General features: G+C 66.0%; 18 protein-coding genes. 7 read left to right on the forward strand and 11 right to left on the reverse strand.

Annotated elements, in window-relative coordinates; genetic code table 11:
* Positions 1–71: 71 nt before the first annotated feature.
* Genes ADT71_RS29000 through cydX form a run of 3 tightly spaced genes read left to right on the forward strand, consistent with a single transcriptional unit; the run spans position 72 to position 2944 of the window.
* Positions 72–1655 (forward strand): cytochrome ubiquinol oxidase subunit I, encoded by a 1584-nt coding sequence (locus ADT71_RS29000; RefSeq protein ID WP_197283161.1) that lies wholly within the window; start codon positions 72–74, stop codon positions 1653–1655.
* Between the two features lie 13 nt (positions 1656–1668).
* Entirely contained in the window at positions 1669–2817 is a 1149-nt protein-coding gene (gene cydB, locus ADT71_RS29005; RefSeq protein WP_054442156.1) for a cytochrome d ubiquinol oxidase subunit II, read from the forward strand.
* 10 nt (positions 2818–2827) lie between these two features.
* Positions 2828–2944, forward strand: a complete 117-nt coding sequence (cydX, locus tag ADT71_RS30845; protein ID WP_082370625.1) for a cytochrome bd-I oxidase subunit CydX — start codon at positions 2828–2830, stop codon at positions 2942–2944.
* 47 nt (positions 2945–2991) lie between these two features.
* On the opposite strand, the gene ADT71_RS29010 is transcribed toward cydX, so the two are convergent.
* The 9 genes from ADT71_RS29010 to panC all read right to left on the reverse strand — a co-directional run bounded on the left by ADT71_RS29010 (position 2992) and on the right by panC (position 11834).
* Entirely contained in the window at positions 2992–4371 is a 1380-nt protein-coding gene (locus ADT71_RS29010) for a PepSY domain-containing protein (RefSeq protein ID WP_054442283.1), read from the reverse strand.
* Entirely contained in the window at positions 4368–6659 is a 2292-nt protein-coding gene (locus ADT71_RS29015; RefSeq protein ID WP_054442157.1) for a TonB-dependent receptor, read from the reverse strand. Before ADT71_RS29015 ends, ADT71_RS29010 begins: the two co-directional genes overlap by 4 nt.
* 133 nt (positions 6660–6792) lie before the next feature.
* On the reverse strand, positions 6793–7164 hold the full coding sequence (locus ADT71_RS29020) for a hypothetical protein (RefSeq protein ID WP_231636299.1): 372 nt from the start codon (positions 7162–7164) through the stop codon (positions 6793–6795).
* A gap of 127 nt (positions 7165–7291) precedes the next feature.
* Positions 7292–7885, reverse strand: a complete 594-nt coding sequence (locus tag ADT71_RS29025; RefSeq protein WP_132468645.1) for a hypothetical protein — start codon at positions 7883–7885, stop codon at positions 7292–7294.
* Between the two features lie 10 nt (positions 7886–7895).
* On the reverse strand, positions 7896–8891 hold the full coding sequence (locus ADT71_RS29030; RefSeq protein WP_231636300.1) for a sensor histidine kinase KdpD: 996 nt from the start codon (positions 8889–8891) through the stop codon (positions 7896–7898).
* Between the two features lie 62 nt (positions 8892–8953).
* Positions 8954–9262 (reverse strand): hypothetical protein, encoded by a 309-nt coding sequence (locus ADT71_RS34740; RefSeq protein WP_231636301.1) that lies wholly within the window; start codon positions 9260–9262, stop codon positions 8954–8956.
* A 7-nt stretch (positions 9263–9269) separates the two neighbouring features.
* Positions 9270–9956: a response regulator transcription factor gene (locus ADT71_RS29035; protein WP_054442285.1), complete on the reverse strand. Its 687-nt coding sequence runs from the start codon at positions 9954–9956 to the stop codon at positions 9270–9272.
* Between the two features lie 80 nt (positions 9957–10036).
* Positions 10037–10807, reverse strand: coding sequence for a CsgG/HfaB family protein (locus ADT71_RS29040; RefSeq protein WP_054442159.1), 771 nt, complete (start codon positions 10805–10807; stop codon positions 10037–10039).
* Positions 10808–10952: 145 nt separating this feature from the next.
* Positions 10953–11834 carry a pantoate--beta-alanine ligase gene (gene panC, locus ADT71_RS29045; protein ID WP_054442160.1) on the reverse strand — a complete coding sequence of 294 codons (882 nt, stop codon included), beginning with the start codon at positions 11832–11834 and terminating at the stop codon, positions 10953–10955.
* A gap of 164 nt (positions 11835–11998) precedes the next feature.
* Between panC and ADT71_RS29050 the strand changes: the two genes are divergently transcribed.
* From ADT71_RS29050 to pgmG, 3 genes are read left to right on the forward strand one after another with little or no spacing between them, the layout of a single operon-like run.
* Positions 11999–12811, forward strand: coding sequence for a division plane positioning ATPase MipZ (locus ADT71_RS29050; RefSeq protein ID WP_082370626.1), 813 nt, complete (start codon positions 11999–12001; stop codon positions 12809–12811).
* Positions 12808–13104 (forward strand): J domain-containing protein, encoded by a 297-nt coding sequence (locus ADT71_RS29055; protein WP_054442162.1) that lies wholly within the window; start codon positions 12808–12810, stop codon positions 13102–13104. Before ADT71_RS29050 ends, ADT71_RS29055 begins: the two co-directional genes overlap by 4 nt.
* A gap of 2 nt (positions 13105–13106) precedes the next feature.
* Positions 13107–14504 carry a phosphoglucomutase/phosphomannomutase PgmG gene (pgmG, locus tag ADT71_RS29060; protein ID WP_054442163.1) on the forward strand — a complete coding sequence of 466 codons (1398 nt, stop codon included), beginning with the start codon at positions 13107–13109 and terminating at the stop codon, positions 14502–14504.
* On the opposite strand, the gene ADT71_RS34745 is transcribed toward pgmG, so the two are convergent.
* The gene (locus ADT71_RS34745; protein WP_231636302.1) at positions 14501–14824 is read right to left on the reverse strand and encodes a DUF4010 domain-containing protein; all 324 of its coding nucleotides are present in this window, start codon (positions 14822–14824) and stop codon (positions 14501–14503) included. The genes pgmG and ADT71_RS34745 overlap by 4 nt on opposite strands.
* Positions 14818–15771: a DUF4010 domain-containing protein gene (locus tag ADT71_RS29065; RefSeq protein ID WP_231636303.1), complete on the reverse strand. Its 954-nt coding sequence runs from the start codon at positions 15769–15771 to the stop codon at positions 14818–14820. The genes ADT71_RS34745 and ADT71_RS29065 overlap by 7 nt, the downstream gene beginning before the upstream one ends.
* Before the next feature lie 167 nt (positions 15772–15938).
* Here ADT71_RS29065 and ADT71_RS29070 point away from each other — a divergent pair, with 167 nt between their 5' ends.
* Complete coding sequence (locus ADT71_RS29070; protein WP_197283156.1) at positions 15939–18413, forward strand: ligase-associated DNA damage response DEXH box helicase; 2475 nt, start codon at positions 15939–15941, stop codon at positions 18411–18413.
* Positions 18414–18497 lie beyond the last annotated feature (84 nt).

Raw genomic sequence — 18497 nt, forward strand, 5'->3', positions numbered from 1 at the left:
TACGAAACCAACCTGCCCAAGGCAACCATTTCTCAATGCCTTGGGCCGCTAAAACGGCGGGATTCGACATGATCGACATGGCAGTGGTTGAACTATCCCGGCTGCAGTTCGCCTTGACGGCGCTGTACCACTTTCTCTTCGTTCCCTTGACATTGGGCCTTTCCTTCATTCTCGTAATTACGGAAAGTGTATATGTCATAACCGATCGTCCCATCTGGCGGGACGTCACCCGGTTCTGGGGCAAGCTTTTCGGCATCAATTTCGTGCTCGGCGTGGCTACCGGCCTCACCATGGAATTCGAGTTCGGCACCAACTGGGCCTACTACTCGCATTACGTGGGAGACATCTTCGGTGCGCCGCTGGCGATCGAGGGCCTCATGGCCTTCTTCCTGGAAGCGACCTTCGTAGGCCTGATGTTCTTCGGCTGGGACCGGCTTTCCAAGCGCGGCCACCTGCTGACGACGATCATGGTCGCCGTCGGCTCTAACCTCTCGGCGCTGTGGATCCTCATCGCCAACGGCTGGATGCAGCACCCGACGGGCGCCGTGTTCAATCCCGAGACGATGCGCATGGAAGTGTCCAACTTCAAGGACGTCCTCTTCAACCCGGTTGCGCAGGCCAAGTTCGTCCACACCGTCAGCGCGGGCTACGTCTGCGCCAGCGTCTTCGTGCTGGGCGTGTCCTGCTACTACCTCCTGCGCGGGCGCCATATCGAGCTGGCCAAGCGCAGCTTCACCGTGGCTGCGGCGTTCGGCCTTGCCTCCTCGCTCTCGGTCGTCGTGCTGGGTGACGAGAGCGGCTATGCCCTGACCGACAACCAGCAGATGAAGCTGGCGGCCATGGAAGCCATGTGGGAGACCGACAAGGCCCCCGCCGGCCTGGCCCTGTTCGGCATTCCGTCCAACTCGGCCCACGAGACACGCTACGAGATCAAGATTCCCTATGTTCTGGGCCTGATCGCAACGCGCAGTCTTTCGGGTGAAGTCACCGGTATCATCCCGCTGGTGGAACGCGCCGACCAGCGTATCCGCAGCGGTATCCTGGCTTACGACGCGGTGGAGAAGCTCAAGGTCGATCGCAACGACATGGCCGCGCGCGAAGCCTGGGAGCGTAACAAGAACGACCTCGGCTATGCCCTGCTGCTCAAGCGCTTCGTCGCCGACCCGCGCAAGGCCGATGCCGCGACGATCGAAAAGGCCGCATGGAGCACCGTGCCCAACGTACCGGCGCTGTTCTTCATGTTCCGCATCATGGCGGGGCTGGGCTTCTTCTTCATCGTCTTCTTCGCCACCGCATTCGCGTTCTCCGTGCGCCGCCGGTTCGACCGCAAGTGGTTCCTGCGCACGGCCCTGATCGCGATGCCGCTGCCGTGGATCGCGATCGAAGTGGGCTGGCTCGTTGCCGAACTGGGCCGTCAGCCCTGGGCGGTGGACGGTGTGCTGCCGACCTTCCTCGGCGCATCGAGCCTGACGACGACCCAGATCTGGGCGACGATCTTCGGCTTCACCGCGCTCTACGGAATCATGGCGGTGATCGAGGTCAGGCTGATGCTGTCGACGATCCGCCACGGTCCCGAACCTTACGAGCCCTACGAGGGTGAGCCTGTTCGCGAGCGTGCCCCCGCCAGCACTTTCACTGCCATTCCGGCCGAGTAAGACGGAGGCGAGAATGTCCATACCTTTCGACTATGAAACGATGCGGCTGATCTGGTGGGCGCTGATGGGCATCCTGCTCATCGGTTTCGCCCTGACCGATGGCTTCGACCTGGGCTCGGCTTCGCTCCTGCCCTTCGTGGGCCGCACCGACGCAGAGCGCCGCATGGTGATCAACGCCATCGGCCCCACCTGGGAAGGCAACCAGGTGTGGTTCATCCTCGGCGGCGGCGCGATCTTTGCGGCCTGGCCTTACGTGTATGCCGTAAGTTTCTCGGGCTTCTACATTGCGATGTTCCTCGTGCTTTCGGCCTTCATCCTGCGTCCGGTGGGCTTCAAGTACCGTTCGAAGAAGGCCGATCCGGCCTGGCGCTCGCGCTGGGACTGGGCGCTCTTCGTCGGCGGCTTCGTTCCCGCGCTGGTGTTCGGCGTGGCGGTCGGCAATGTCCTGCAGGGCGTGCCCTTCCGGCTCGATAGCGACATGCGCAGTTTCTACGAAGGCAGCCTGCTCGGCCTGTTCAGCCCCTTCGCCCTGCTGGGCGGCCTTGTCTCCGTGGCGATGCTGGTCCTGCATGGTGCGGGCTGGTTGACGCTCAAGCTGGAGGACGGTCCGGTCCGCGACCGGGCGCAGCGTTACGGCCAGGTCGCCGCGCTCGTGGCCTTCGTGCTTTATGCAGCGGGCGGCGTGTGGCTGGCGATGGGCGACATCGGCTACCGGATCGTCGGTACCGTCGATCCGCTCGGCCCCTCGAACCCGCGCATGGCGCAGGCGGCTCATGCGGCCGGGGCATGGCTCGCCAACTACGGCGCGCATCCGTGGATGGTGCTGGCCCCGCTTCTTGGTCTGGCCGGGCCGCTGGTCGCCCTGATCGGCATTCGTGGGCGCAAGGACACGGTGGTCTTCGCGGGCTCATCGATGGCGAACCTAGGCATCATCGCCTCTGTCGGCCTCTCGATGTTCCCCTTCATCCTGCCCAGTTCGATCGATCCGCGCTCCAGCCTGCTGGTGTGGAACGCATCGTCCAGCCATACGACGCTGTTCATCATGCTGCTGGTGACGCTGATCCTCCTGCCGATCGTGCTGGCCTACACGGCCTGGGCCTACAAGGTCATGTTCGGCCGGGTGACCGAGCGCGAAGTCGGCCTCAATCCCGATTTCTACTGAGGAAACGACGATGTGGTACTTCTCATGGATTCTCGGCGTCGGCCTCGCTGTCGGCTTCGGCATCATCAACGGCGTGTGGCACGAATTCCATACCGACCCCGCCGATGAGCAGACGGTTCTCGACTGACCGGAGGCATGACGGCGGCGTTCGGATGAACGCGCCGTTTCCTCGTTTCAGGCCTTCCGCCAGCCCATCCACGAGGCAAGGGGCGGAAGAAGCCGCTTGAAACTCCCTTCCACCACAACCGCCAGCGCCAGCGAGAGCCCGAACAGCGGCATCACCAGCGCCAGCACCACCACCAGCAAGACCAGCGCCCAACTGTGCCGCAGAGGCGCGAAGCTTGCCGGGGCGCCCAGCATCCTGCCGGGACGGCGACGCCACCACAGCACGATGCTAGAAATGCAGAGCATCATGAGGCCGAGCAGCACCGCGAGGTTGGCAAGCTGATTGGCGAGCCCCCACCAGGCGCCCTCGTGAATCGCGACCCCGTATCCCACCGTGCGGTCGATCCAGTGGCGGTCCGCAAAGCGCTGAATGCCGATCAGCCTGCCGCTTTCGGCCACTTCCGCGCTGTCGCGCCGGGGACGGTTCTCGGCCTGGCTGCGCACTTGCCAGGGCATGCCGGGAGCGGTGGGCGGGCTGACCTCCACCGGTGCCGCGAAGCGGAGCGTCTCCGCGCGCCAGACCACCGCATCGAGCGCTGCGGGGGCGGGGGCCATGTGCATCATCGACATGCCCCCGTGTTCGGCATGTTCGGACATCATCGCCCGCATCCCGGCATCCGCCCGAACGCGCTCGCGGGTTTCCGCGCCGGAACCGGCCGACCAGTCCTGCTTCCCGTCAAGCGTACCGGTAATCGCCCGGACCTGCCGGAAGTAATCTCCCCAGGCGTTGGCCCAGGGCAGGCCGGAGGCGATGAGGAACAGCGCGCCAATGGTGATCCACAGGCCGGTGACGGCGTGGATATCCCGCCAGAACAGCGCGCGGCCGCGGCGCAGGCGAGGATAGAGCACACCGGCCAGCCGTCCCCCGCTCTGGCGCGGCCACCACAGGAACAGGCCGGTCAGCAGCATGACGATCGTCCAGCAGGCTGCGGTCTCGACAAGGGCCGATCCCCGGTCGCCCGCCAGAAGCTCGCCGTGGAGGCGGAACACCACGCGCATGAAGCGGCTTTCTTCGGCGGCCCGGTGCAGCACCTCGCCGGTCCGGGGATGGACCCAGACCCGCACGTCCTCCCCGTTCCGGCCGACCAGCACTTCCACCGCATCTCCGGGCGCTTTCGGCAGGACGTACTTGTGCAGGATCGAACCGGGCACCGCCGAGACGGCGCTGGCGGCAATGGCTTCGGGGACGAGGCGCGGTCCGGCCGGGTTGGCGAGATTGCGATAGGGGGCGTAGAGCAGCCCTTCGATCTGCGGCTTGAACAAATAGATCCCGCCCGTCACCGATAGCCACAGCACCAGCGGCACGCAGAGCAGCCCCGCGTAGAAATGCCAGCGCCAGACCGCGCGATACCACCGCTCCCTGCGCGGCGTCGGGAGAACCTCGGTCACAGCTTCCACCCCGCTTCGACGAGGAAGCTGCGCTGGGGATAGGGATGGTAGACCCAGGCCCGGTCATTGGTGATGTTGTCCACGCCCGCGCTCAGCCGAAGCTGCTCGGTCACGTCCCAGTTCACTTTCGCATCGAGGGCGAAGAGTTCGGAGGTGTAGCCGTAAGTGTCCCCTCGCTGGAGGCCGAACAGGTCGGTGTTGGGGCGGCTGGCATAGCGCACGCCGATCGCGATCATAACCGGCGGGATCACCCGGTACCGCACGTTGCCGTTGAGCCGCCAGCGAGGGATGCGCGGGAACTGCACGCCTTCGGCGGCGGGGGCGCTGTCGTTCCGCAGGGTGACGGAATCGATCCATGCCGCGTTCGCATCGAGGTCCAGCCCCGGCAGCAGCACATCGCGGGCTTCGGCGATCAGTTCGAAGCCATACTGGCGCGTCAGGTCGATGTTCTTGAAGCTGGAGGTCGTCACCCCGTTCTGGTTGAATCCGGTGAACGAGAAGATCGTGTTCCTGACCTTTTGCCAGAACGCCGATCCGGTGAGCTTCACTTTGCCGAAATCGTGGGCAAGCAGGAGGTTGGCATCGGTCGAGCGTTCGGGCTTCAGATTCGGGTCGAAGCTGTTGCCGTCGAAATTGCCGTTACCATCGAGGCTGCCCTGGAACAGTTCGCCCACGGTGGGAAAACGCGTGGCCCTGGCGAGGCTCAGTTGCAGGCGGGTAGCGGCGTCGATGGCCCATTCGGCCGAGGCCTTGGGCTGAAAGCCCCGGGCATGGCGGCTGGCATAGCGGTTGGTGACCGGCTGGCCGCTGGTGCCGATCCGGCCAAGCCCGCCATCGAAAGCGCGCCAGTCCTCGAAGCGGGCTCCCAAGGTCAGCGTCACCGCGTCAACCGGCATGCGCAATTCGGCCCATGCGGCGAGGTTGCGGGTCTTGCCGAAGGTCCGGCTGGCGAAAGTGCCCCCGGCATCGCTGCGCCAGTTGGTCAGCGTGTAAGTCGCAAGGTCGGTGCGGTAGAGGTTGGCGCTGCCGCCGCCAGCCAGTTCCAGTTCGCCGAGCCTTGCCGTCAGCGCGGCCTCGCCGGTGTACCAGTCGGTTGGCCCCTGACGCGCCAGCGTGCCGGCACCGTTGGCCTCGCCCGCCGCATAGCCCTTGGATGTAAATGCGTCGGACCGCAGGATCTGGTAGGTAGAGGCGCTCGCCTGCACCGTCACCGCATCGGACAGCGGGATGGAGAACCTGAGCCCCGCCAACAGTTCGTCGCGGATGGTGCGGGACCGGTTGGCGCCGCTGGCGGTGTAGGTCTTCCCGTCGATGGAGACGAGACCGTCGCAGACGGCATGGCCTGAACTGTCTTGCAGATAGCAGTCCGGCGCGGTCTGGCTGTCCAGATTGTGCCAGTAGGCGAGCAGCAGTTCGCCGGTGGCGCCGGACGTGCCGTCATAGCCCAGCCGCAGTTTGGCCTGGTCCTGCGTGATCGCCGCCGGGCTTTGCGCCGCGAAAATGGGGTTGCTGGCGGTGCCGGGTGCGTTCGCCATGTGCTGGCCGGGGTCGACGATCGCGCCGGTGACGGGCGTGCCGCCGGTCGCCACCGATGGCGTGAGCCCGTAGAACATCTGCGGGTGGCCGTCGTTGCGGAAGTGGCGGCCCGAGAGCCGCACGGACCACGGCCCGTTTTCCTGCCGGAACCCCATGCCGGCTTCGGCGGAATAGCCTCGGTAGGTCTCGTGGGTGCCATATTGGTCATAAGCCTGGCTAAGGCCCTGAACCGTTGCGAAAGCCTCGGTTTTTTCAGGCGAGCGGGTGGTGATGTTCACCACGCCGCCCATCGAATTGCCGGCATAGCGGGCGGAATAGGGGCCGTAGACGACGTCGAACTGGCTCACTTCGCCCGGGCCGACAACACCCCACTTGGGCGAATAGGCGAACGAATTGCCGAGGAAGTTGGACACCGTGAAACCGTCCACCATCACCAATGTGCGGGCGCTTTGGGTCGAATGGGTGCCGCGAAAGCCGGGAACGCCGTTGGAATCGCCCGCGTAGCGTTTGCGAACGAAAAAGTCGGGGGCATATTTCATCAGGTCTTCGACGTTCTGGGCGTTGACGCCCGCGAACTGTTCGTCGCCAAGGCTGACCGAGAGGCCGCGCGCGTCGAGGCTGATCGGTACATTGCGCTGGCCGACGACGAGGATGGAATCTCCGGGGGCTTCCCCGGCGGCTTCTCCCGCCAATGCGGGGACAGAACAGAAGGCAAGCGGAGCCGCGCCGAGCGCGAGCAGGAATCGGGACATCGTGGATATTCACCTGATCGGGAAGCGCTGCCTTGCGGCGGCAAGCGCGTCCATGTGCGAGGTGTCCCCGGGAAAGCGGGCGGCACCTGCATGAAATGCCGCGGGCACAAGGGCTTGCGGCATGGCAACGGGATCAGGCGAGCGCGGGCGGTCCTCGCAAGGGTGGGCGAATTCGGGGGGCGGCAGCGCGCAGCACCAGCGGATCGCGCAGGATGGCGGCCACGAAAACGTGGAGCAGCGCCGCGACCAGCAGCAAGGCTATCGGCCCGCCGAGCGCGGCGGCCGAATGCGACGAGAAGGCGCAGGGATGGTCCATCGTCTTGCCGGCGGCGTCGTGTCCGCCGCTTCCGGCCTTGAGCTCGATCTGGATGACCACCTTCGAGCCTGCCGGAGCGGAGCCGGAGCACAATTCCACCACCAGCGCGCCGCCCTGGGAGGAGGGCATGTAGCCGGCCGGCACGAAGACCTTCAGGCACAGCGCGGCCGCCAGCAGCAGCGCTGCCAAGCCGGGACGAGCCCGGAAGAAATGCCGAAGAGTGCCCACGAACAGCCGTCTAACCCCAATCCTGCCGCTCGTCATCAGGCGAAAATGTCCCACCCTGCAGGTGGGCGGGGCATTGCCGCCGGGACGATCAGTCCACGACGAGGAAGTAGCTGGCCTGGCTTTCGCCGCTGTTGCGCACTTCGATCACATATCGCTGCGTGAAGATCGGAACCCACCGGCAGGCCTGCCTTGCGGTTTCGGACACGCAGACCTGCTTGCGATCGGCATCGACGACCCGCAGGCTCAGCGGTGCGCCGCCCGGAGAGGAAAGGGCGATGCTGGCCTTGCGGCCGGAAAGGAAGACCTGCTGGAAGCTTTCGCTCTTGCCGGGCCGAACCTGGCCGGAGCGATAGCCCGGACCGAGCGGGCTGCCGCGCAGTGGAACCACCGCCCGATCGGGAAGGAGCGCGCGCCATGCCGGAACGGGGTCCGGCCCGTTCCAGTCTTCGAGCGGGCGGGCACCGGACCTGTCGATGATGCGCAGGGCATCGGAAAGCGCATTTTGGTCCGCCCAGCCCTGGGCGTCCTGCGCAGCGGCGAGGGCGGTGGCCACGCGCTCTCCCCGTCCTTCTGCGGGCGCTGCCATGCTTGCCTGCGCGGAAGCCGGTCCGGGAAGGAGCACGGCAAGGAGGAACGCGATGAGCGCGGCGCCCTTCGGGGCTTTATGGGTGAGGGCGATCATCGTCTCTGTTCTATTTCTTCGACTCGGGGGCAATCAGGAAGCAGGCACCCTTTTCCGAAGGTATGAGCGCGATTTCAAGATGATGCCGCTCGGCGATGGCACGGCACAGGGCAAGGCCCAGGCCGGCTCCTTCCGCACCGCCCCCGGCAGCCCCATGGTTGCCGGCCCGGCTGAACTTGTCGAAGATCCGCTCCCGGTCGCCTTCGGGCACGCCGGGGCCATCGTCGCAGACGGTCAGTCTTGGCCCCATTGCCAGTTCGAGGCGCACGGTTCCCCCCAGCGGCACGAACTTGAACGCGTTGTCGAGCAAATTGGTGATGAGGCGGGTGAGCTGCATCTCCTCCCCCTCGATGATGACCCCGGGCGTGATCGCCAGCTCCAGCCGATGGCCGGAATCTTCGGCACTGTCGGCATAGAGTTCGCCCAGCCGCTCGGCGAGCAGACTCAGGTCGACGGGAGCAAGACCGTGGCGGTCGCCGCGCCGGGCCTGGCTGGCGGCGATGTCCAGCAGCGACTCCAGCATGCGGATGATGCCTCGGATTTCCAGCCGGGCATCGACGATGCGCGAGGCGATCTCCCCATCGGGCGTGGCGGCCAGCGCCTTCACCAGCCGGTTGTCGAGATGCATCAGCGGAGTGCGCATCTCGTGTGCCACCTGATCCGTGGTTTCGCGCTGGGCGCTGGCAAGGCGGCGCAGGCGGGCAAGGGCTTCGCCGGAATGGCGGGTAAGCTCGTCGATCTCGTCGCGATCCTTGGAATCCCTGGCAAGCTGGGTCAGCGCATCGTCGTCGGGATGGCGGAAGGCGGCGTTGATGCGCCCGATCCGTCCCGCCAGCCGCTGTGCCGCGAGCCAGCCGACGAGCGCTACGGCGCCGACCGCCAGCAGGCCCCCGGTCAGGAAGGCAAAGGCCACCTGCCGGAGCAGCAGCCCAAGATCGCGGTATTCATGCGCGACCAACAGGCGCAGGTCGGGGCCGAGCTGGGTCGCGCGGGCAAAGGCGCGCACGCCATCGGGCAGCTCGACGTCGCCGGTTTCCGAAAGGCTGGCGTGAAGACCGGGCCAGCTTCTCAGATCCCCCGCCAGTGGGCGGCCCTTGGCATCGGCAAGCAGATAGTGGGCCGGATTGGCATCGCGCGGCTGAAGCGCGAGGCGATCGTTGATGCGGTCGGATAGCTCGACCGTGCCGCCGCTGCGTAGATGTCCACCATGCCGGCCAGATCGACATCGACCGCGCGTTCGAGAGCCAGCGCATTGGTCCGCTGGATCGTGGCGTTCGTCAGCAGCCAGAGCCCGAAGGTAATGAGCGCGGCAATCAGGATCGCCCAGGCCACGATCTGCGCGAAGATGGACCTGCGGATATCGACGACGGCGGCCATGCCCGCCCTACCGGCCGTCCAGCAGGCGGTAGCCGGAGCCCCAGATCGTTTCCAGCGCAGGGAGATCGAAGCCGTCCTCCAGCTTGCGGCGAAGGCGGCCGATGTTGACGTCCACCACATTGGTCTGCGGATCGAAATTCATTTTCCACACGTCTCGCAGCAGCATTTCGCGGGTGAGGATTTCGCCGGCGTTTTCCATGAAGTAGCGGAAAAGCTCGAACTCCTTGGGGCTGAGCGCGAGGTGGCGGTTGTAGCGAAAGGCGGTGCGGGCCTTCACATGGCACTCGAACGCGCCGTAGAGGATGACCGCGCTGTGTTCGCGTCCGGAAGCGCGGCGATGGAGGGCGCGCAGCCGGGCGAGCAGTTCCTCTGCCTCGAACGGCTTGGCCAGATAGTCGTCAGCGCCGCCGTCCAGTCCTTCCGCGCGGTCCGTGGTGCGCCCCAGCGCCGAAAGCATGAGCACCGGCGTGCCGATCCCGCTTTCACGCAGGCGCGACAGGATGGTCAGCCCGTCGAGATCGGGCAACATGCGATCAAGGATGATGACGTCGAAACGCTCGACACCGGCCAGCTTGAGCCCTTCCTGGCCGCTGGCCGCCCAGACCAGCGCGATGCCCGACTGGTCGGCCAGTTCGCGCACTTGCTGGGCGGCGCGGGCGTCGTCTTCGATGTAGAGGGTTTTCAGGCCGCTCATGGGCAATGGTTCGCCTTCGCGCATGCCAATCGGGAGGTTTCCCGGCCGGCATGGTTTTCGATCTTGCGACGGATAGAGGATCAGCGCGCCGGCGGGGCTGCGGCCGAGGCATTCTCGGGCAGGCCGCCAAGCTGCGTGACCAGCTTGGTATAGGCATCGAGATAGGCCAGCACGATGATCTGGCCGATCTGGGTGTTCTGGTAGCCGCCGCCGCCGGCTGCGCCGAACGTGCCGCCGAAGAAGCCGCCGCCACCGCCGCCGAAGCTGATGTCGGACTTGCGGGCATAACCCTCGGTCAGCGCTTCCTCGACCGTGGTGCGCGAATTGACGATGGAGAGCGTGACGTTCGCCTCGCCTTTCTTGACGTTGAGGCCGCCGGCGATCGAGCCGAAGCCGCGCCCGAACAGGCCGCCTACGCCGCCAAGGGCCGCGCCAAGACCGCCGCCGCCGGAATTGTTGTTGGTGGAGACGATGTCCGGCTGGAGGAAGTAATCCGCTGCCTTGATCTGGCCCTTGCCGATGTTGGAGCCCTTTTGCAGCTCACCCTGATCGGCAAGCGCGCGTTCCATTGCGCTGCTCTGGAGCGAGCGGCCGCGATTGACCAGCGTGAAGCAGCCGGACCTCTGCACGAATACGCGCAGGATCGCCTCGGGACTGCCGAGGCTGAATTCGCGCCACCACTGGTTATCCGGCTCGACGATGGAAACGGTGCCGAGATTCTTGCGGCACACCGGGATTTCCTGAGTGCCCTTGTCCTGAATCTTGCGGGCGGAGGACTTGTCTTCGGCAAATGCCGAGGGTGAGCCCGTCATGACGGCAAGCGCGGCCAGCGCGCAGGCGATCTTCTTCATGGTGACGTCCCTCTGTTGCGCCGCGCAGCGACCGTCGCGGCTTTCACAACCCCCGCAGACTTTAGGCCCGAAATCCCTCGGGGCAAATGACTATTCCTGTGAGAATTGCCGCTGGGGAACCCGCGTTCTCCCTGGAATTGCAGGGTTATCGGGGGGAGACGGCCATATTGTCGATCAGGCGGGTGGAACCGATCCGCGCCGCGACGAGCAGGCGCATCGGGGCATCGGAACGGCTGTCCAGAAGGGCAAGACCATCGGCGTCGCGCAGTTCAGCGTAGTCGACCGAGGAGAACCCGCCCGCGAGCAGCGCATCCTTCAGCCGGGCCGTGGCGGCGGCAACATCTTCCCCCGCCTCGATACCCGCGATCGCGACTTTCATCGCCATGGGCAGTGTTACCGCCTGCTCGCGCTGTTCGGGCGTGAGGTAGGCATTGCGCGAGGACATGGCGAGCCCGTCCACTTCGCGCACGGTCGGCACGCCCAGCACGGCGTCGGCATGGGGCCGCGTAAGGTCGAGGTCGCGCGCCATGCGGCGGATCACGGCGAGCTGCTGCCAGTCCTTTTCACCGAACAGGGCGACGTCCGGCAGGACCTGGTGGAACAGCTTGCACACGACCGTGGCGACGCCGTCGAAATGGCCGGGGCGCGAGGCGCCGCACAGGCCGTCGCTGACGCCCGAGACCGAGATGTTGGAGGCAAACCCTTGCGGATACATCGCCTCGACCGTGGGGGCCCAGACCGCGGCCACGCCCTCGGCCTCCAGCAATGCGCAGTCGCGTTCGAGCTGGCGCGGATACTTGTCGAGATCCTCGCCCGCGCCGAACTGGAGCGGGTTCACGAAGATCGAGACGACGACGTGATCCGCCTTTTCCCGCGCCGCGCGCACGAGTGTCAGATGGCCTTCATGCAAGGCCCCCATGGTGGGCACGAGGGCTATGGTTGCTTGCGGAGTTCCGGAAGCCGTTCCCGCCTGGCGCAGCTCGGTAACGGCACGGCGCAGTGGATCAAGGCTGTGAAGGATTTGCATTGGGTGTCACTGCTCCGATAGGATGCACTTGACCGGGGGTCGCGCCTGCCTTTAGCCGCACCGCGCCTCGGGCGGCAATGGGTTTGACCCGCTTCGGCGGTTAAGGATTTGATTTCGCTTGCCGGGCTATGGCTCGGGGGCAACAGGGAAAGCGAACAGGGTCCGTGACAGCGCATCGCATCGTCTTCGCCAACGAAAAGGGCGGCACCGGCAAGTCAACGACGGCCGTTCACGTGGCCATCGCGCTGGCCTATCAGGGCGCCAGGGTCGCCGCGATCGACCTCGATCCGCGCCAGCGCACGCTCTATCGCTACCTTGAAAATCGCGTGGAAACCGAGCGCCGCCGCGAGATCGCGCTGCCGGGCGCCCGCTTCTCCGTCTACGATGGCGACGATATCGACGAGCTGGACGAGCTCTCCGAAGCCATTGCCGAAGGTTACGACTTCCTGATCTTCGACACGCCGGGCCGTGACGACCAGTTCGCCCGCCATGTCGCGGCGACGGCGGACACGCTCGTCACGCCGCTGAACGACAGTTTCATCGACTTCGACCTGATCGGCCAGGTGGAGAGCGAATCCTTCAAGGTGAAGAAGCTCTCCTTCTATGCGGAGCTCATGTGGGAAACCCGCAAGAAGCGCGGCCTGAAGACCATCAACGAGGGCCGCCGGGAGCTGGACTGGGTGGTGGTGCGCAACCGTGTCCAGCACGTCGAGGCGAAGAACATGCGCCGTCTCGAAGGCGCGCTGCTGGAACTGTCCAAGCGCGTGGGCTTCCGTATTTCCAACGGGCTGTCCGAGCGCGTCATCTTCCGCGAGCTGTTCCCTTCGGGCCTGACCCTGCTCGACAAGGGGCACCTTGGCGAACTCGGCACCAGTCATCTGGTCGCCCGGCAGGAACTGCGCCAGCTCGTGGCCGGCCTGAACCTGCCGATGCCGGCGAACCGCGAGCCGGACCTCGAACTCGCCGCCGACGAATGAAACTTCTCTGGCTCATCGCGCTTGGCTGCATCGCCTGGCGGCTCATCAAGGGGCGCTGGCCCTGGCAGGGCAAGTCGCTGCCCGGCCCGTCTTTCGCCGATGTCCACGCCAATGCACAGGCACGCGCCCTGCTGGGCGTGGCAGAAGGGGCGGGGCGCCGCGAGATTCTCGATGCGCATCGCCGCGTCGTCACCCAGGTCCATCCCGACAAGGGCGGATCGAACGAGAAGGTCCATGAGGCGAACGCGGCCCGCGATCTCCTTCTGGCAAGGCTGGGCGACGCGCAGGGCTGAGCATGAGCCACAGGTTCGATCCCACGATCCTGCGTGAATACGACATTCGCGGTGTGGTCGGCCGTTACCTTGGACCGGCGGACGCCCGCGCGATCGGGCGCGGCTTTGCAACGATCCTGCGCCGCGGCGGAGGCCGAAAGGTTGCCGTAGGTTATGACGGGCGGCTCAGTTCGCCGATGCTGGAAGCGGCTCTTGTCGAAGGGTTGACGGCCAGCGGCGTGGACGTGGTGCGCATCGGCCTGGGGCCGACGCCGATGCTCTATTACGCGGAGGCCTCAGCCGAAGATGTACAGGGCGGCATTCAGATAACTGGCAGCCACAATCCCGCCGATCACAATGGCTTCAAGATGGTAATGGGAGGAAGCCCGTTCTTCGGCGCGGATATCCTCCGCCTTGGGGCCATGGCGGCGGCCGGTGAGTGGGACGAAGGCGCCGGGCGCGTTGAAGTCCGCGATGTGTTCGAACCCTATGTCAGCCGGATCGTCGAGGGGATCGCCGGAATCGCGACCACCGACTTGCGGGGTTTGCGGATCGGCTGGGATGCCGGAAACGGGGCCGCCGGGCCCGCGCTGGAAATGCTGACTTCGCGTTTGCCTGGCGAGCACCATCTGCTTTTCACCCAAGTCGATGGGAATTTTCCCAACCATCACCCGGATCCGACCGAGGAAAGCAACCTCGCAGATCTGAAGGCGCTCGTCGCTGCCAAGAACCTCGATTTCGGAGTGGCTTTTGATGGCGACGCGGACCGGATCGGCGTTGTCGACGGGCTGGGCCGGGTGATCTGGGGAGACCAGTTGCTTGGCATATTTGCCGAGGATCTGCTTCAGCGGATGCCGGGTGCCACCGTGATCGCCGACGTCAAGGCCTCGGGCGCGCTGTTCGGCGCCATTGCGCGCCACGGAGGAAAGCCGCTCATGTGGAAGAGCGGGCATTCCCACATGAAGTCCAAAATGAAGGAAATCGGCGCGCCGCTCGCGGGGGAGACGAGTGCCCATGTCTTCTTCGCCGACGACTTCTACGGCTTCGACGATGCGCTTTATGCCGCCGTGCGGCTGATGGCGGCCACGGTTCGTCTGGGGCGGTCTGTCACCGCGCTCAGGGGCGCAATGCCGGAAATGCTCAACACGCCTGAACTGCGGTTCCAGGTGGACGAGAGCCGCAAGTTCGCCGCGATCGCGGAAGTGCGCGAGCGTCTGGCCGGGGCCGGTGCGCAGTTCGTGGATATCGACGGTGTGCGCGTTACCACGCCGGACGGCTGGTGGCTGCTCAGGGCATCCAATACGCAGGACGTGCTGGTCGCCCGGGCCGAGAGCGATACGGCGGCCGGACTGACCCGCCTGATCGCCGAAGTGGATGCCCAGCTTGCGGCTTCGGGGCTGCGGCGCGGGTTTACAGGCTAGCGCAGGAGCAGCCAGGCCAGGCCGACCGCGATGGCGCTGGCGATCAGGGGAATGATGCCTTGCCGGCCTTTCTCCCAACCCGCGACGCTGGCGACCACGCCGCCCTTGAACAGCGTGTTCAGCGCCACCGGCACGGCCAGGACGAGACCGGCGGTTCGCGCATCCAGCGTCCTTCCGGCGAGGCCGCCCATGGTGATGATCGCGGAATCGACGTCCACCGTGCCGGAGATCGCAAGGACCAGCGCAAGGCCCCGGTCTCCGAAGTTCTGGAGCACCCAGAGCGAGGCCACGGTCAGCACCATGACAAGTCCCGTCAGCATGAGTGCGGGACCGATGTCAAACGGATTGCGGATCTCATTTCATGACTGGTGTCGCCTGCTTCCACGAAGCGGGTGCGATGCAGGTGGAATGCCGCGCAGCCGAGGCTGACGACGAGGCCCGGGGCTATGAGTTTGGCGAGCATCGGCAGGGCGGCCGGTGCCAGCAATCCCGCCAGCACCATGACGCGCAGGAACATCACGACCGAGGAAACCGAAATCGCGGCGGCCAGGACCGGCGCCGGGATCGTGTCTTCCTTCAGGCGATTGGCGATCGAGGCGGTGACGGCCGTGGAGGAAACCAGTGCGCCTGCCGCCGCGGTGGCGATGATGCCGCGCGCCGCGCCGACGATCCGCGTGGCGAAGTAGCCCGCGAAGGAGAAGCCGGACACGAACACGACGATCAGCCAGAGCTTGCGGGGGTTCCAGGCATCGAACGGCCCGAAGTTCCGGTCCGGCAGCAACGGCAGGATGACGAGCGCGATGAGCGCGAAGCGGGCGATCGAGAGCACCTCGCGCTGGCTCAGGCGATCGATCCAGCCATGGAGCTGTTCCCGCATGGCGAGCAGCAGGACCATGACGACCGCGATCGCGGTGCCGATCAGGCGCTCTCCCATGCCCACGAGCAGCCCGCTCACCAGGGTGAGCAGGGCCACCACGCCCGAGGTTCCGCTCACGCGGTCGTTGACGCGGGCATCGCGGACGTAGCCGGCGATCACCAGCGCGGCGGCGGCAGCGATGAGCACGGTGGCAGGGCCGGGGGCATCGGCGAACATCACGCCCGCCACGCCTCCCGCCAGGGCAAGCAGGGCAAAAGTGCGAATGCCGGCGAAGCGCGTGCCGTCCGCCTGTTCGCGGGTCGCCCAGCCGCGCTGCAGGCCCACCAGCAGGCCGAGGGCAAGGCTGACGGCAAGGGCGATCAGGTGGCTGAAGTCCTGTCCGGTCGGCATCGGCGCGCGATCTCCTTGCGAGGGATGGGAATTCATCGGCCAAGCCCGCCCGGCGCGCAAGAAGATTGGACCTGCAACCTCGATGCGGGCTCGGGCTTTCCTCTTGGGCGCCGATATGCTCCACCTCGGATGATGTTCCAGACCGTGTTCTCCTCGAGACCGAAATCGTGACCGGCGGACCGCCGGTGCCTGTGGAGATAGCGGAGTGGTTCTCTGCGCGCGGCTGGCGGGTGCGTCGCCACCAGATGGAGATGCTGGGAGCCTCGGACCGGGGGAATCATGCATTGCTCGTCGCCGATACCGGCGCGGGCAAGACGCTGGCGGGCTTCTTGCCGACCCTCTCGGCGTTCTGCCCCTCGCGGCTGGGCGGTGCCAGGGCGCCGGATGGGCTGCACACGCTCTACGTCTCGCCGCTGAAGGCCCTTGCCCATGACGTGCAGCGCAACCTGCTCACGCCGGTGGAGGAGATGGGCCTGCCTATCCGCATCGAGACGCGCAGCGGCGATACGCCCTCGGACCGCAAGGCCCGCCAGCGGGCGCGGCCGCCGCATGTTCTGCTCACCACCCCGGAGTCGCTCTCGCTCCTGCTGAGCTATCCGGAGGCGCCGGAGCTGTTCGCCGGGCTCAAGCGCGTCGTCATTGATGAAATCCATGCCTTTGCCACGGGCAAACGGGGAGACCTGCTGGCATTGGCATTGTCCCGGCTTCAGGCGCTGTCGCCGGAACTGCAACGGGCCGGGCTGTCGGCGACGCTCGCCGATCCCGATGCCTTTCGCGGTTGGCTGGCACCATGGGGCGATATCGACGGGGTCGAACTCGTGGAGGGGGAGGAAGGGGCCGATCCCGACGTCTCGATCCTGCTGCCGCAGGAGGAGCGCATCCCATGGAGCGGTCACGCGGCAACCTGGGCGGTGCCGCAACTCATCGAACAGATCAAGGCGCATCGCACCACGCTGATCTTCACCAACACCCGCTTTCTCGCGGAGTACATATTCCAGGAAATCTGGAACGCGAACGAGGACAATCTGCCGATCGGAATCCACCACGGCTCGCTCTCGAAGGAGGCACGTCGCAAGGTGGAAGGCGCGATGGCGGAAGGGCGCCTCAGGGCCCTTGTCTGTACCGCCAGCCTCGATCTAGGTGTCGATTGGGGTGATATAGATCTCGTGGTGCAGATGGGTGCGCCAAAGGGCTCCTCGCGCCTGCTGCAACGCATCGGACGCGCCAATCACCGGCTGGACCAACCGAGCAAGGCGTTGCTGGTGCCGGGCAACCGCTTCGAATTCCTGGAGGCTTTCGCGGCCCGGGAGGCGGTTCAGGAGGGCCAGCGCGACGGTGAGGGCTTCCGCCCCGGTGGGCTCGACGTGCTCGCGCAGCACGTCATGGCCATCGCATGTTCCGGCCCTTTCCGGGAGGAAGACCTGCTGCGGGAAGTGCGCTCCTCGCTCGCTTACGCATGGGTGGACGAGGCCATCTTCGCAAGGGTGCTCGATTTCGTGGCGACCGGTGGATATGCCTTGCGATCCTACGACCGGTTCCGCCGTATCGTGCGGGAGAAGGATGGCACTTCAGGCTGGCGCTGGAGGCTCACCCATCCCGAACATGCCGCGCGGCATCGGCTCAATGCCGGGATTATCGTCGATGCGGAGATGCTGGATGTTCGGTTCCGCAACGGCCGTTCGCTGGGACGGGTGGAGGAAGGATTCGGTGCCAGCCTGAAGCCCGGCGATACCTTCCGTTTTGCGGGAATGGACCTCGAGGTGGAAGCCCTCCGCGATCTGGAACTGATCGTACGGGCCGCCCGGCGTTCGGCGACCATTCCCAGCTACATGGGGCAGCGGATGCCGATCTCCACGCATCTCGCTGATCGGGTACGCGCCATGCTTTCCGACCAGGCAGGATGGGCACGGTTCCCGGATGATGTCCGCGAATGGCTGGAGGTGCAGGGCTGGCGTTCCCACCTGCCGGCGCCGGGCCGGCTGCTGGTGGAGAGCTTTCCGCATCGGGGCCACGCCTACACGACCTATTACACGTTCGAAGGCTGGCCGGCGAACCAGTCGCTGGGAATGCTCATAACCCGGCGCATGGAAGACCGGGGGCTGGGCCCGCTCGGCTTCGTCGCCACGGACTATGCGCTGGTCGTCTGGGGGCTCAAGGCCGTGGACGACCCGGCGGCGCTGCTGTCGCCCGACATCCTCACGCATGAATTCGTCGACTGGGTACAGCAATCCTACCTGTTGCGCCGCGCCTTTCGCGAAGTGGCCGTCATATCGGGCCTCGTCGAACGGCAGCAGCCCGGGAAGCGCAAGTCCGGCCGGCAGGTCACGTTCTCGACCGATCTCATTTACGACGTACTTCGCAAGTACGAGCCGGATCACCTGCTGATCGAGGCTGCCTGGGCCGATGCGCGCGCCCGCATGACGGACGAGGCCCGCGTGGTGGATGTTCTGGACCGGGCCGCGCGTGAAATCGATCACGTCCACCTCGATCGGATCAGCCCGCTTTCGGTGCCGGCGCTGTCCATGATCGGGCGCGAATCGCTCCCCTCGGGCTCGGCTGACGAAGACCTGCTGGTGGAGGCGGAAAGCCTTGCTTCGCTGGCCATGAGAATGGATCCCGTGGCCCTGCCGGAGGAAGAGTAGAGCCCAACCCTGGAAGCTTTCGGGCAGCAAAAAAGGGGCGGATTGCTCCGCCCCTTCATTGGTCCTTGAGAGACCGGTTCCGCT

The organism is Novosphingobium sp. ST904, from assembly GCF_001298105.1.
Classification (GTDB): Bacteria; Pseudomonadota; Alphaproteobacteria; order Sphingomonadales; family Sphingomonadaceae; genus Novosphingobium.